This window comes from Lentzea sp. NEAU-D7 (genome assembly GCF_026242055.1).
GTDB lineage: Bacteria > Actinomycetota > Actinomycetes > Mycobacteriales > Pseudonocardiaceae > Lentzea.
The window spans coordinates 180,601-193,537 of record NZ_JAPJDL010000018.1 but is presented as its reverse complement, the minus strand read 5'-3'; the positions used below and the strand labels follow the sequence as shown (position 1 = coordinate 193,537).

The 12,937-nt window shown below is 71.0% G+C and carries 12 protein-coding genes and 1 tRNA gene; 4 read left to right on the top strand and 9 right to left on the bottom strand.

Translation table 11 applies throughout. The annotated features are described in order from the left end of the window. Positions 1-11: 11 nt before the first annotated feature. The 4 genes from ORI60_RS31535 to selD form a co-directional block, all read right to left on the bottom strand. Positions 12-416: a VOC family protein gene (locus ORI60_RS31535; RefSeq protein WP_266041645.1), complete on the bottom strand. Its 405-nt coding sequence runs from the start codon at positions 414-416 to the stop codon at positions 12-14. 15 nt (positions 417-431) lie between these two features. Then, positions 432-1,148: an SRPBCC family protein gene (locus ORI60_RS31530; RefSeq protein WP_266041644.1), complete on the bottom strand. Its 717-nt coding sequence runs from the start codon at positions 1,146-1,148 to the stop codon at positions 432-434. Continuing rightward, the gene (locus tag ORI60_RS31525) at positions 1,145-1,762 is read right to left on the bottom strand and encodes an ArsR/SmtB family transcription factor (RefSeq protein ID WP_266041643.1); all 618 of its coding nucleotides are present in this window, start codon (positions 1,760-1,762) and stop codon (positions 1,145-1,147) included. The genes ORI60_RS31530 and ORI60_RS31525 overlap by 4 nt, the downstream gene beginning before the upstream one ends. 75 nt (positions 1,763-1,837) lie before the next feature. After that, complete coding sequence (selD, locus tag ORI60_RS31520; protein WP_266041642.1) at positions 1,838-2,812, bottom strand: selenide, water dikinase SelD; 975 nt, start codon at positions 2,810-2,812, stop codon at positions 1,838-1,840. Between the two features lie 65 nt (positions 2,813-2,877). Here selD and ORI60_RS31515 point away from each other — a divergent pair. The 4 genes from ORI60_RS31515 to ORI60_RS31500 all read left to right on the top strand — a co-directional run bounded on the left by ORI60_RS31515 (position 2,878) and on the right by ORI60_RS31500 (position 7,535). Then, a tRNA-Sec gene (locus tag ORI60_RS31515) sits at positions 2,878-2,972 on the top strand. Positions 2,973-2,992: 20 nt separating this feature from the next. Next, the gene (selA, locus tag ORI60_RS31510) at positions 2,993-4,267 is read left to right on the top strand and encodes an L-seryl-tRNA(Sec) selenium transferase (protein WP_266041641.1); all 1,275 of its coding nucleotides are present in this window, start codon (positions 2,993-2,995) and stop codon (positions 4,265-4,267) included. Further along, positions 4,258-6,054: a SelB C-terminal domain-containing protein gene (locus tag ORI60_RS31505; RefSeq protein WP_266041640.1), complete on the top strand. Its 1,797-nt coding sequence runs from the start codon at positions 4,258-4,260 to the stop codon at positions 6,052-6,054. Before selA ends, ORI60_RS31505 begins: the two co-directional genes overlap by 10 nt. A 263-nt stretch (positions 6,055-6,317) precedes the next feature. After that, positions 6,318-7,535 (top strand): HEAT repeat domain-containing protein, encoded by a 1,218-nt coding sequence (locus ORI60_RS31500; RefSeq protein WP_266041639.1) that lies wholly within the window; start codon positions 6,318-6,320, stop codon positions 7,533-7,535. A gap of 79 nt (positions 7,536-7,614) precedes the next feature. Here ORI60_RS31500 and ORI60_RS31495 read toward each other — a convergent pair whose 3' ends face one another. The 5 genes from ORI60_RS31495 to ORI60_RS31475 all read right to left on the bottom strand — a co-directional run bounded on the left by ORI60_RS31495 (position 7,615) and on the right by ORI60_RS31475 (position 12,906). Next, positions 7,615-8,373, bottom strand: a complete 759-nt coding sequence (locus ORI60_RS31495; RefSeq protein WP_266041638.1) for a helix-turn-helix transcriptional regulator — start codon at positions 8,371-8,373, stop codon at positions 7,615-7,617. Positions 8,374-9,023: 650 nt separating this feature from the next. Beyond that, on the bottom strand, positions 9,024-10,910 hold the full coding sequence (locus tag ORI60_RS31490) for an FG-GAP repeat domain-containing protein (protein ID WP_266041637.1): 1,887 nt from the start codon (positions 10,908-10,910) through the stop codon (positions 9,024-9,026). A 24-nt stretch (positions 10,911-10,934) separates the two neighbouring features. Continuing rightward, complete coding sequence (locus ORI60_RS31485) at positions 10,935-11,867, bottom strand: DUF1702 family protein (RefSeq protein ID WP_266041636.1); 933 nt, start codon at positions 11,865-11,867, stop codon at positions 10,935-10,937. Further along, positions 11,864-12,061, bottom strand: a complete 198-nt coding sequence (locus ORI60_RS31480) for a hypothetical protein (protein ID WP_266041635.1) — start codon at positions 12,059-12,061, stop codon at positions 11,864-11,866. Before ORI60_RS31480 ends, ORI60_RS31485 begins: the two co-directional genes overlap by 4 nt. Beyond that, positions 12,058-12,906, bottom strand: coding sequence for a class I SAM-dependent methyltransferase (locus tag ORI60_RS31475; protein ID WP_266041634.1), 849 nt, complete (start codon positions 12,904-12,906; stop codon positions 12,058-12,060). Before ORI60_RS31475 ends, ORI60_RS31480 begins: the two co-directional genes overlap by 4 nt. Between the last annotated feature and the right edge of the window lie 31 nt (positions 12,907-12,937).

The window sequence follows — 12,937 nt, the reverse complement described above, 5'->3', positions numbered from 1 at the left end:
CCCGCCGAGCCCTACCGGCCGTCGTCCCCGTCCGGGTAGGGGTTCTGCATGAGCGCGAGCGTCGCCCCGGCCGGATCCCTGATCAGCGCGAAGGCACCCGGTCCCGCGCCGCCCGGGCCGCGCACGACCTCGCCGCCCCGCGCGGTGACCTTCTCCAGGCTGGCGGGCAGGTCGTCGACCGCGACGTAGGTGATCCACTGGGGAGGCAGGTCGGCGTTGCCGCCCGCCTTGTGGCAGATTCCCGCGACGGGGGCGCCGTCGGGCGCCAGCATCATGTAGTCGTCGTGCGTGCCCATGCTCAGCGGCTCGGGCTTCCAGCCGACGACCTCGGCGTAGAAGTCCCGGAGGCCGGGCGCGTCGGAGATGGTCAGGTCGAGGCCCACGATCGTGCCGGCCCGGTTGCGCTTGTCAGCCATGAGAGTCCTCCTCGCTCACTTGCCGGTGTTCTCGGCCCACCACTGGGACCACCGCTTGTCGAGCAGGGAGTACACGTCGTCGGCCAGGCCGTAGGTGCTCAGCAGCGCCATCGACGTCCCGGCCGGGTCGGTCGAGGAGGGGCCGGTGCCCGCGATGATCAGCAGGCCCTCGCCCCAGGAGTCGACCGTGACACCGAGCTGGTGCTCCGAGCGGAACCACACCTCGCCCTCGACCGCCTCACCGGCGAGGGTGGCGGTGTAGCGGCTGCCCGGCTCGCCCGCGGAGTCCAGTTCGAGGCGCTCGACGACGGTGCCGGAGTAGGTCTGGCGGTTGCCGAAGAAGAGCGTGCGCCGCTGCTCGCCCGGCTTGCGCTCCAGGGCGAACCGCAGCTGCTGCAGGAACGAGGTCCAGCCCTCGGTGACGTCGTCGTAGTACGCGTCCCACTCGGCGTCGCCGCTCAGCGGGGCGCGGACCAGCGTGATGCGCACGCTGTCACCGTCCTCGTGGATCTCGAACCGGTCACCCCCGTTGGGGACGAGCGTGTGGTTCTCGGCGTCCTCGACGACGTCGGTGAAGTAGATCGAGTCGAGCTCGGCCTCGAGCTCGCCGGACTGCCACGCGTGCCACTGCCTGATCACGTCCTTGTCCCGCAGTGCCCGCCAGGCGGCGTCGACCGTGGTCGCCACCCGGATCTCCAGCCGCGGGGTGTCGGTGGCCTGGACGTCACTCATCGGTTCTCTCCCTGTTCGTTCGACTTGTCAATCGGCTTGGGGGTCGGGTGACCGGCGACCACGACCCGGTACTGGCGACCGTCCCGCGTGTCGTAGCGGGCCGCGATCCGGCGCAGCGCCTCGGTCAGCTCGTCGGTGAAGCTGTGCACGTCCGCGGGGCTCGCGAACCGCACGTCGGTCTCGGCGGTGAAGGTGAGCAGGCGCTTGCCCGCCTCGTCCGCCTTGACCTGCATCCGGGCGAGGTCGCGGACGGTCGCGGCGGCGACGTCGATGAGGTGCTCGGCCGCGTACTGGTCCTGGATCAGGCTGAGCTGGGTCGGCGAGTCCTCGTCGTGGCTCACCACTGTCGGATCCACGACGATCGCGCCCGGCCTGGCCCGCATGATGCGCTCCACGCACCCGCGGCGCCGGCGCTCCTCGACCAGCTCGACCAGGCCCGCGGTCTCGAGCGCCCGCAGGTGGTAGTTCACCTTCTGCCGCGGCAGGCCCAGTGCCGCCGCGAGCTGGGTCGCCGACGCCGGTTCGCGCAGCCTGGCCAGCAGTTTCCTGCGCAGTGGGGCCAGTGCGGCCGCCACCGCGCCCGGCTCGTCGAGGTAGTTGATGCCACCGCCCATGGACCCATCGTTCAATTGACAAATTCATTTGTCAAACGGGGTCACACGTTTGGAGGAACGGGCGAAACGGACAGGTCAGCGGACGACGACGAGGTGCTCGCGGCGGGGGACCAGCTCGCCGACGACGGGTGCCCCGGGAATCTCGCCGGCCAGCAGCAGGCCACCGGACGTCTGCGCGTCGGCGAGCAGCACCGCGGTGGTCTCGTCCACGCCGCCGAGGTCGCTGTGCGGGCGCACCCAGTCCAGGTTGCGCCGGGTGCCACCGCTGACGAAGCCGTCGCGCACCGCTTCGGACGCGCCGTCGAGCACCGGCACCGCCCCGCTGTCGATCACCGCGGTCACGCCGCTGGCCCTGGCCAGCTCGAGGGTGTGGCCGAGCAGGCCGAAACCGGTGACGTCGGTGCCGCACCGGATCCCGGCGGCCACCGCGGCTCGTGACGCGATGGCGTTCAAGGCCACCATCGTGGCCACGGCGTTGGCGAACACCTCGCCTGTCGCCTTGTGCCGGGTGTTGAGGACACCGATCCCCAGCGGCTTGGTCAGCGACAGCGGTGTGCCCGCCTCGCCGGAACTGTTGCGCAGCAGGCGATCCGGGTGGGCGATGCCGGTGACGGCCATGCCGTACTTGGGTTCGGCGTCGTCGATGCTGTGGCCGCCCGCGACCGGGCACCGCGCCTGCGCCGCGATCTCCGCCCCGCCGCCCAGCACTTCGGCGGCGAGCTCCATCGGCAGCTTCGCGCGCGGCCAGCACAGGAGGTTCACCGCCAGCACCGGTTCCCCTCCCATGGCGTAGACGTCCGACAGGGCGTTCGCGGCGGCGATGCGTCCCCAGTCGCGGGCGTCGTCGACGACGGGGGTGAAGAAGTCCACAGTGGACAGGACGGCGCGCTCGCCGTCGATCCGGATCGCCGCCGCGTCGTCCCCGGTGCCCACCAGCAGCCCGGGGAAAGCGGGGACGGCCCGGGCGAGGAGGTCCTCCAGCTCGCCGGGAGGGAGCTTGCACGCGCAACCGCCACCGGCGGCGGTCTCGGTCAGCCTGGAAGTGGTCATGATCGACCTTGGCAAGCCAGGAGAAGCCGATGTTCCGATGGCTTGCCGATCCTGGAACGCGCCGGGGAGGCGTATCCGGTCTGGTGGCCGGCGCGGTCTTCAACACCGACGGGCGGCAGGACCTGCCGCCGGCGGGTTCGATTCCCGTCCGCCTCCGCCACAGACGACGGTGGAGGCTGCATGTCGTGGCGGACCATCCCGAGCACGGGTGCGCTGCTCGCCTCCTCGCCGCTGCGCGAGGCCGTGGCGGTGTACGGCCGTGCCGCGGTCAAGGCGGCGATCCACGCGGCCCAGCAGGAGGCCCGCGGAGGCCGGCTCGGTCCCGCGGAGGTGCCGGAGGCCGCGATGGCCGCGCTCGGCCGCCTCGCCGCGCGCCCGGTGCTGAACGCCACGGGAGTGCTGATCCACACCAACCTCGGCCGCGCGCCGCTGTCCGCCGCCGCCCGTGCGGCGCTCGCCGCCGCCGCGGGGTGGACGGACGTCGAGTTCGACCTCGCCACCGGACGCCGTGCCGCGCGTGGCAGGGGAGCCCTCGCGGCCTTGCGCGAGGCCGTGCCGGACGCCGGGGCGGTCCACGTCGTGAACAACAACGCCGCCGCGTTGTTGTTGTGCGCCTTGGCATTGGCGCCGGGACGCGAGATCGTGATCAGCAGGGGTGAGCTGGTCGAGATCGGCGACGGGTTCCGCATCCCCGAACTGCTGACGGCCGGGGGAGCGCGGCTGCGCGAGGTCGGCACCACCAACCGGACGACCGCCCGCGACTACGCCGCCGCGATCGGACCGGACACCGGGTTCGTGCTGAAGGTGCATCCGTCGAACTTCCGCGTCGAGGGCTTCACCTCGGCGGCGAGCGTGGCGGACCTGGCGGGCCGCGGGGTCCCGGTGGTCGTGGACATCGGCTCCGGCCTGCTCGCGCCCGACCCGCGGCTGCCCGGCGAGCCGGACGCGAGGACGGCCCTGCGTTCCGGCGCGGCGCTGGTGACCGCGAGCGCGGACAAGCTGCTGGGCGGACCTCAGGGCGGGTTGCTGCTGGGAGACCGGGAGATCGTGACCTCGTTGCGCAGGCATCCGGCGGCACGGGCGCTGAGGGCGGGCAAGCTGGTGCTGGCCGCGCTGGAGGCGACGCTGCGCGGGCCGGAGTCCCCGGTCGAGGCGATGCTGTCGGCGGATGTCGTCTCGCTGGAACGCAGGGCTCGAGCGCTCGCCAGGACCGTGAGCGGTGCCGAGGTGGTCGCGACCACCTCGGTGGTCGGTGGCGGTGCCGCGCCGGGAGTGCGGTTGCGCAGTGTCGCCGTCGCGCTGCCGGAACGGTTCGCCGCGCCGCTGCGCGCGCAGCGCGTGGTAGGACGGGTCGAGGGCGGGCGGTGCCTGCTCGACCTGCGCACGGTCGACCCGTCCGACGACGACGCGCTGGCGCGTGCGGTTCTCGCGGTGGGCGACCTGCCGTGCCGGTGATCGTGACCGCCGGACACATCGACCACGGCAAGTCCGCGCTGGTCAGGGCTCTGACGGGGAGGGAGCCCGACCGCTGGGCGCAGGAGCGGGAGCGGGGGATGAGCATCGGCCTCGGCTTCGTGTGGACCCGGCTGCCCAGCGGGACCGAGGTGTCCTTCGTGGACGTGCCGGGGCACCGCAGGCTGGTGGCCACGATGCTCGCCGGGGCCGCACCCGCGCCGGCGGTGCTGTTCGTCGTCGCCGCGGACGAGGGCTGGTCCGCCCAGTCGGCCGAGCACCTGGCGGCGCTCGACGCGCTGGGCACCGGCCGCGGCGTGCTGGCGGTCACCAAGTCCGATCGAGCGGACCCGCGGCCGGCCGCGGCCGAGGCACGCCGTGAGCTCGGGGGCACGTCGCTGTCCGGCCTCCCCGTGTTCGCGGTGAGCGCCGTGACCGGTGCGGGCCTGCCGGAGCTGCGCGCGGGCCTCGACGCGGTGGTGGCGGGCCAGGACGACGCGGCGGACGACAACGCGGACGTGCGGCTCTGGGTGGACCGCTCGTTCACGGTGACCGGCGCGGGCAGCGTGGTCACCGCGACCCTCGCGGAGGGCACGCTGCGCCTCGGCGACCGGCTCAGGTGCGCGCGCACAGGTCAGCTGCTCCGCGTGCGGGGCCTGCAGGTGTGCGAGCGCCCGGTGGCCGTCGCGCGCCCGGTCCGCCGGGTGGCGGTGAACCTGACGGGTGGCCGGGTGGAGGTGCGCCGTGGTGACGCACTGCTCGCGCCGGCGGACGCATGGCGCGCGGTGGACGAGTTCGACGTCCTGTGGTGCGGCGGTCCGCCGCGTGCCAAGGCCCTGGTGCTGCACGTCGGCACGGCGGCGGTGTCCGTGCGGGTGCGCGCGCTGGGGCCGGGAGCGGCGAGGCTCCGGACCGCGTGCGAGGTGCCGGTGCGGCCCTGCGACCGGCTGCTGCTGCGTGATCCGGGAGGCGCCGGTCCGCCGGTGGGGGCGGTGGTGGTCGACGTGTGGCCCGAGGAGCTGGCGCGGCGGGGCGCCGGGGCGCGCAGGGGTGCGGAACTGGTGGGTCTGGCAGGGCTCGCCGGCGGCCGCGGCACGGCGGAGTCCCACCCGGACGGCGCCCAGGTGGGCCCCGGTCTTGCCGCGGATCTGTTGCGGCGCAGACGTTTCCTGAGCGACGGCGACTTCCGGGCAGCCGGCCTGCCCGTCACCGGACGGCCGGTCGCCGGTGGGTACGCCGACCCGGCCGCATGGGAGTCGCTCGTCGGGCGGGTGGGGGACGAGGTGGCCGCCTGGTGCGCGGAACGGCCGCTGGCGCGCGGGATGCCGTTGCCGGTGCTCGCCGATCGGCTCTCGGTGCCGTCGGCCGAGGTCACCCGCGAACTCGTCCGCGCCGCCGGCCTGAACTCGGAGGACGGTGTGGTGGTGGGACGAGCCGCGCTGCCGGTCTCCGTCGAGAAGGGACTCGCGGTGATCGGGGAGCTGTTGCGGCAGAACCCCTTCCGCGCTCCGGAGGCGCGCGACCTCGCGCGGGCGGGCCTGGGGCCGGCGGAACTGGCCGGCGCGGTCCGGGCGGGCAGGCTGCTGCTGCTCGCACCCGGTGTGGTGCTGCTGCCCGGCGCGGACCGGCTCGCCGCCGAGGTGGTGCGCGGCGTCGGGAGGACCTTCACGGTCAGCCAGGCGCGCCAGGCGTGGAGGACGACCCGCCGCACCGCCGTGCCGCTGCTCGAGCTCCTGGACCGAGCGGGTGTCACCCGGCGGCTGCCGGACGGCTCGAGAGAGCTCTCGTAAGCATTTTTCGACGTTTTTACGCTCGATTGCTCGATTGGCGCACCGCGTTGACTGCGGCCGTGGATCCGGCTTTAGTGGAGACAGCGTCGAAGGGCAGCCCGGAATTCATCCGCTCACCCGGGATTAATGCTCTCAACGTGGTTGTCCGAAGCGGAAAATGGATCGTCGAGTAGCTGGCCAGCGCGCTCTTCCAGCTGGTCAGGGCTTACTGGCGTCCACAGTTAGAGCCAATTTTGCTGATCGGTTCGGAAAGGATGACCGGCATGGCACTTGAGTCTGTCGATCTGGGACAGGTAAGCGGTGTAGAAGCACAGGCTCCTGTCTGGGATCACTACCTCCAGGGTGACCCCGCACGTCTCAACAGTGATTTCGGGGAGTTCCTCAAGCGGACCGCGATCCGGCTCGACGTCCGCACGGACGACCAGGTCGCGCAGGAGGCGCTGAACCACCGGGACCCGATGATCCGGGAGCAGTCGCTGTTCCAGTACGTGGATCGCGGCCTGCCGGGCGCCGTCGACCTGCTCACCGAAGCGGTGAAGACCGACAGCGTGCGCGAGGTGCGCTGGAACGCGCTGTGGGCGCTGGAGAAGATCGGCGGCCCCAGGGCGCTCAAGGCGCTGCAGGGCTTCGTGAACGACGACGACGCCGACGTCGGCGAGTGGGCGCGCCTGTTCGCGTCGGAGCTCACCACGGGGCTGCCCGCGTTCGACAGCCGTTCGTGGAAGCAGGACCCGGACCGCACGTTCGACGAGACGATCCTGCTCAACATCGACGTCGACGTCTACGTGCGGCTCGACGACACCGGCCGGCACTGGGGCAAGATCTCCCTGGCGCCCCAGGGCCTCGCGCGGAGCTACGGCCAGGCGCACGCCTGCCCGAACTCGGCGACGCGCGACCACCAGCTGGTGATCAGCAAGAACCTGGCGGGCCTGCACGACGACGGCACGCCGCACGTGGAGAACTTCCTGTTCCGCGGCGTGACCAACCACGCCAGCGCGGGCCGGGGCAGCTTCTTCTTCGAGTCGCGCGGCCTGCGGCCGATCTTCATGTCCGGCCAGGCCGACAACGACTCGCTCGGCCACCGCAACGAGATGGTCTCCGCCAAGCGTTCCGGCGAGTGGACCACGGACCCGCTGATGGAGATCAAGGGCAAGCCCGCGATCCGCTACGTCCGCGGTGCGGTCCAGACGTGGGGTTACATCAACTTCGAGACGATGCGCGGCAGCTCGCTCGAGGAGATCCTGTTCCCGGGCAACAGCATCCTGGGCACGCTCGACACCCCGACCGGCCCGCTGGCCAACGCCTACATCACGGGCACGTTCAAGGGCAAGCTGGTCGACTGGGACGGCGACGGCAAGATCGACGTCAACTCCCTCGACATCTACTCGACGCACGAGGCCGAGGTCGACACGAACCAGGACAACATCGCGGACGAGCCGGGTGTGCAGTTCTGCACCCGCACCGGCTGGATGCACTCCTGACCCAGCACGGCGAAGCGGGGTGAGCGGTTGCGGCCGCTCACCCCGCTTTTTCAGCTCGGAAGTCCGCTGCGGGGTCAGGTCACCCGATGGCGGGAGTGGAGTGGGAGATGCGCAGAACGCGCCGGCGTGCGAGCGACAGCAGCGGCCGGGTGAACTCGATCGGCGGGTCGAAACGGCGTTGCCTGCGCAACGCGACCTGGAACGGGTGGCGGCACCGGCCGCCGGCGACGGTCACGGGCGAGTAGCCGAACCCGATCCGGCCGAGCACGCCGATCGGGGTCGCCAGAACGTCACGCACCGTGGCGTTCGGTAAGGCCGCGAGCGCGATCGGCTCGTAGTCCCCGTCCGCCACCGGGGGAAGGGCGACCAGCCGGTTCGTCGCGATGACGTGGAACATCGTCGGCAGCTCCTGCGGCCGGTTCAGCCGGAAGAGCCCGAGCAACGCGTTGCAGGCCTCACCGTGCAGGCCGGTTACGGCGCCGATGGGTCCGGAGGCCGCCGCCAGCTCCGGGCCCGCCTCGACGAGCTCCTCGACCGGAATGTGCCCCAGCTGCTCGACGACGCACCGGAACCTGCGCGGCGACAGCCCGGTCAGCTTGCCGAACTGGCTGATGAAGGTCCCGAGGCTGGAATAGCCGATCGAGGTGCACACGTCGGTCACGGTCTTCTGCGTGACCAGCAGCAGACGACGGGCCTCCGCCATTCTGAGCGAGGTCAGGAACCTGGCCGGCGTCGTCGTGGTGACGTCTCGGAAAACGCGGTGGAAGTGAAATGGGCTCAACGTGCCCGCTCGTGCCACGTCGCTCAGCTGAATTGGTTCCGGCAGATGTTCGATCATGTAGTCGACCGCCTTGGCGACCGACGTTATCCGGGCGGCTCCGGTGCTCTCGGCCAGACATCGGCCGACGGTGGAGCACAGCCCGATCTTGTCGCACTTGAGGCAGTTCGCCTCTGTTCGCCATTGGATTGATGAATGGCCTTTCAAGGTGAGTCTCCTACCCCTTGGTCAGAGCCCCGAACAAAACCCCCGACGCGGATGGCCCCACCCGCGGCGAATGTGCGGTACCTGTCCTGCGCGAGGGCTGCTGGGTCAGGAGCACCGGCAGCGGAGCGAGAGTCTCGGCTATGCGAACGGGACGGAACAGATACCGTACGACGGTTGGCCCTCTTCTTTGTTTGTCAACCTGAGCTAACCGTCTGTGACCGCGCGGAGGGTAGTCGCGATCTTGCTATTTGTCGGGATTGTGGTGATCGAGAAGTAAGGGCTGCTCGCCCGTTCGGTCGGTACTGCTTCATGCTCAGTCAATTGCGCGACACTCGTTCGCCCTCAGGTGGAATGATATGTCACGCACGGTCGTTCTGGTCTTTCTGGGCGAGAGTGGAATGATCGATCTGACCCAACGTAGCAACGAAAAAGCCCAGATGCGCCGTCGGAGTGACGCTCTGGGCAGTTTCGCTGGTTCCTTTGGGGGTTGCCCCTTGAATTGACTACACTACGGTGATCTTTCCGTCGTCGCCCAGCAATAGCGAATGGCTGCCGGAGGGAAGCACGATCCGTTCGGTTCGCGGACCTGACGAAGTCCGCCAGCGGATCGTGTATTCGGCGTGTTCGTTAGAACCCGTCGCGAAGAAGAGCTCGGTGGACGAGACACCCGTGTGCCCATTCGCCGGATAAAGCTGAGCACGTTGTGCGGGCCGGTTGTCGATCTGTGCGACGACCTGCGCGCCAATCGCCGCGGTGGTCGAAGTCCCGGCGCCGGGCCGGCGCAGGCTCAGCACGGTCTGGCGGGGTTCCGCGGTGGACGTGTTGAGCAACAGCCGGGAGTCCTGCCACTGATTGGCGACGAGGGCGTCCGGCCGGCCGTCGGCGTTCACGTCGCCGATCGCTATCCCGCGGGAGTTGCCAGACTCGTCAAGGTGAAGATGTTTCGCCATGTCGGCGTAGCGACCGGACTCCGTTCGGGCCCAAAATGGGTTGTGGTCGTCTCCGGAGAGATTGGACTCGGGGCCGAAACGGGGCCAGGCGGACGGGTACTGGAGCAGCTGGTCATTTCCGAGTGCCAGTTCCTGCAGCAGTGCCCAGTGCCATTTCTCACCTTTCAGGAACCCGGTCGCCTGCATTATCTCGTCGGTTCCGTCGCCGTCGAAGTCGGCGGCTTTGATGTCCCACCCCCAGCCGCTGCGGGCGAGCCCCAGTTCTTCGCTGCGATCGATGAACGGAACATCACCCGAAAGCAGGTCCGAGCCGGGACCGGTCGGCGTGAACGCGAAGTTGCTCTCCTGCAGACCCCATTCGGCGGTGATGTTGCTGACCACCATCGTTGGCATCTCGGCGCCGTCCGGATAGGTGAAGGTGACGCCCATGCCCTTGAACGAGTCCTGCCCGAGGACCGTCGACCGGGGCGAGGTGAGATCACGCGCGCCCCTCACCGTGCGCAACCGCACGTTCCCCGGCGTCGACAGGTTGACCATCAGGTGGTCGGGGCCGAAGTCCTCGGCCTGGTAGATCTCCGGCAGGTGGTCGCCGGTGAGGTCCTGCAGGCCGATGGCCAGCGTCCACGCCTGGGCGGCCTCCGGCGGCAGCGCCGCGCTCACGTCCGTCCACGCGGGTGCCTGGTCGGCGCCCCGCGGCCGGGACAGCAGCAACCGGTTCGTGCCGCCGTTGAGGGCGCGCGCCATGCTGTCCTGCATCCGCATCCGCTCGTCCGGGCCCGCTGCCGGGTCGAGCACCTTGGCGTTGTCCGGGAAGTAGTTCGCCACCAGCAGGTCCAGGTTCCCGTCACCGTCGACGTCACCGACGTTGAGCGTCGTGGAGTTCCACACCTGCCGCGGCTCGACCAGCTCCACGACGCGGAACCCGGTGCCGGTGTTGAGGAACTGCACGGGGGAGCGGCCCCAGTAGTGGACGACGTAGTCGGTGTCCCCGTCCACGTCCAGGTCGACCGGCACGCAGCCCATGGGTGCCATCGTGGCGTCGTAGTCGCGGTCGGGGACGAGGACCCGCGGTGCGAACCGCGCACCGGTGCCCGGCGCGGGGAAGAGCCGCACCGAGTCGTCGCGCGGGTCGACCAGGCAGACGTCGTCGGATCGGCCGTTGCCGTCGTGGTCCGTCACCGCGACCGCGGCGCCGACGGCGGAGATCCACGATTTGATGTGCTCGACGTCCGGGCCGACCTCGCGCAGGCCGCGCGCTCCTGGCGGGGACTGGTTCAGGGCCTTGACGGTGAACCCGTACCGGGAGGCGAGGCTCGCCGCCTCGGCGTCCGGGAGCACCGGCCGGGCCGTGGCGAAACCGGTGGCGGCGATCAGCACGACCGCGACCGCCGCCGGCAGCAGACCGGCGGCTCGTGACTTGGGGACCGTGGGTGAGGTCATGGCGTTGTCTCCGAGGTGAGTTGGTCAGACGTGCCGGGCCGCTCGTTCGCGGATGAGGTGCTGCCACTGGCGGTACGCCGCGATGTCGGGCTCGTCCGCGGACACCACGTGCGCCGCGGCCACCGTCCACTCGACGGCCTCGTCGACCGGCACGCCCGCCAGCTCGCGCACCCCGACGGCGGTGTGCTCGGGCACGTGCCCCGAGGCGCTCCTCGCCCCCGCCGCGAAGGCCGCTCCCTGGGCGAGGGCCACCCGGTCCGGCCCGGTCAGCGACGTGAGGTCGTCGAGCGCGGTGTGGCCGGCCCCGCCCGCGTAGCAGACGGCCAGGCCGACACCCGACCAGAGCTCGGCGTGCGCCTGTGGCGGGAACGCCGCGATCCGCCGCCGGATCGCGGCGGGGTCGGCGCACTCCATGAACCACATGGCCCGGCCGACCCCCTGGTGCAGCACGGTGTGCGAGGGGGCGGGGGACCAGGCGGCGCGGCGGAACCGCTCGTTCCACCTCCTGCCCCGCAGGAAGGCCCTGGAGAACCCCGCACCGTCCAGGGTGAGCCAGCGCAGCAACGGGTCGAGCTTCGCGCGCCGGAGCACCGCCGACGGCGGGGCGACCAGACCGACCCAGCCGGCGCCGACGTGCATGAGGTGCGGATACCGGTCACCGGCGAGGGCGAACAGGTCGTCCAGCGTCGAGTTCCGCTTGCGGCCCAGCAGCATGTCGTGTGCGGTGGCGGCGAACGCGGCGCCCTCGTAGGCGAACCCCTGGTCGTCGAGCGGCAGCGGGTCGAGGCGGAACGGGAGCTCGTCGACGCCGTGCCGCCGCAGGGTGTTGTAGCCGGTGAGGAACGCGCCGGCGCGGCGTTCCAGCAGCGCTCTCGCCGCCGTGTCATCGGTGCGGAAGCCGCGGCTCTCGAAGTCCACCAGCCCGGACGGCAACGGTGGCAGCACCCGCGCGCTCACGGTTTCTCCTCCAGTTTCGAGACCGGCGTGACCAGCCGCCGCGCCCACAACCCGAGCAGGGCGGCGAGCATCCCGACCAGCGCACCGGTCTGCTCGGCGGTGAGCTCGACGAGCCCGAACGCGACGACGAGGTTCACGAGCGCCAGGAACGCGGCCTGCAACAGCACGGGTTCGCGGCGCAGGAACGCGATCACGAGTCGTCCTGTGCCGGGCGGCGTGCCGTGAACCGCCCGTAGGACAGTTCCCGGCGGACGAAGCTGTCGAGGTAGAACTCCGTCGACTCGCACCAGTGCTGGTACTCCTCGGCCGTGCAGACGTCCTGGATCGCGCGCTGCCGCACCGTCAGCGCGCCGGAGATGATCCGGAAGCAGTCGACGGCCGCCGCCGAGATGTCGGTGTGGACGATGTCGACGAAACCCAGGTGGCTCAACAACTCCGCGGTGTCGGCGGGCTGGGGCAGCGGCCGGATGCCGTCGTACTCCCAGGCCGTGCCGCGCACCCGGTCGCTCAGCTCGCGGCCGGTCAGGATGTCGGCGAAGACCAGGTGGCCGCCGGGACGCAACGCGGCGTGCGCGACGGCGAGCGCGTCGCCCGGGTCGTTCATCAACGCCAGCGAGTCGACGGCGACGACGAGGTCGTAGGCCCGGTCGGGCATCCACGTGTTGACGTCACCGCGCAGGTAGCGGACCCGCTTCTGGACGCTGGTCGGCAGCTGCCGGTGCTTGAGCCTGGCGTGGTCCAGCTGGGACGGGTTCAGCTCGATCCCGGTGATCTGGCAGTCGAAGCGGCCGGCCAGGTAGCGGCACACCTCACCGGTGCCGGAGCAGAGCTCCAGCACGTTGTGGCCGGCGCCGAGACCGAACTCGGTGCCGATGCTGTCGAGCAGCGCGGCGCCCGCCATGTTGGTGAACTCCCGGCCCTCGTGCACCGGTTCGTACACCGCGAGGTGCCACAGCGCGCCCGCGGCGGTGTCGTAGATCTTGTTCTGGGCCGGCAGGGAGGCGGAGAGCCTGCCGGGGTCGGTGGAGTTGCCGTGCATGCGAGATCTCCTCGTGCGTGTGAGCGGGACA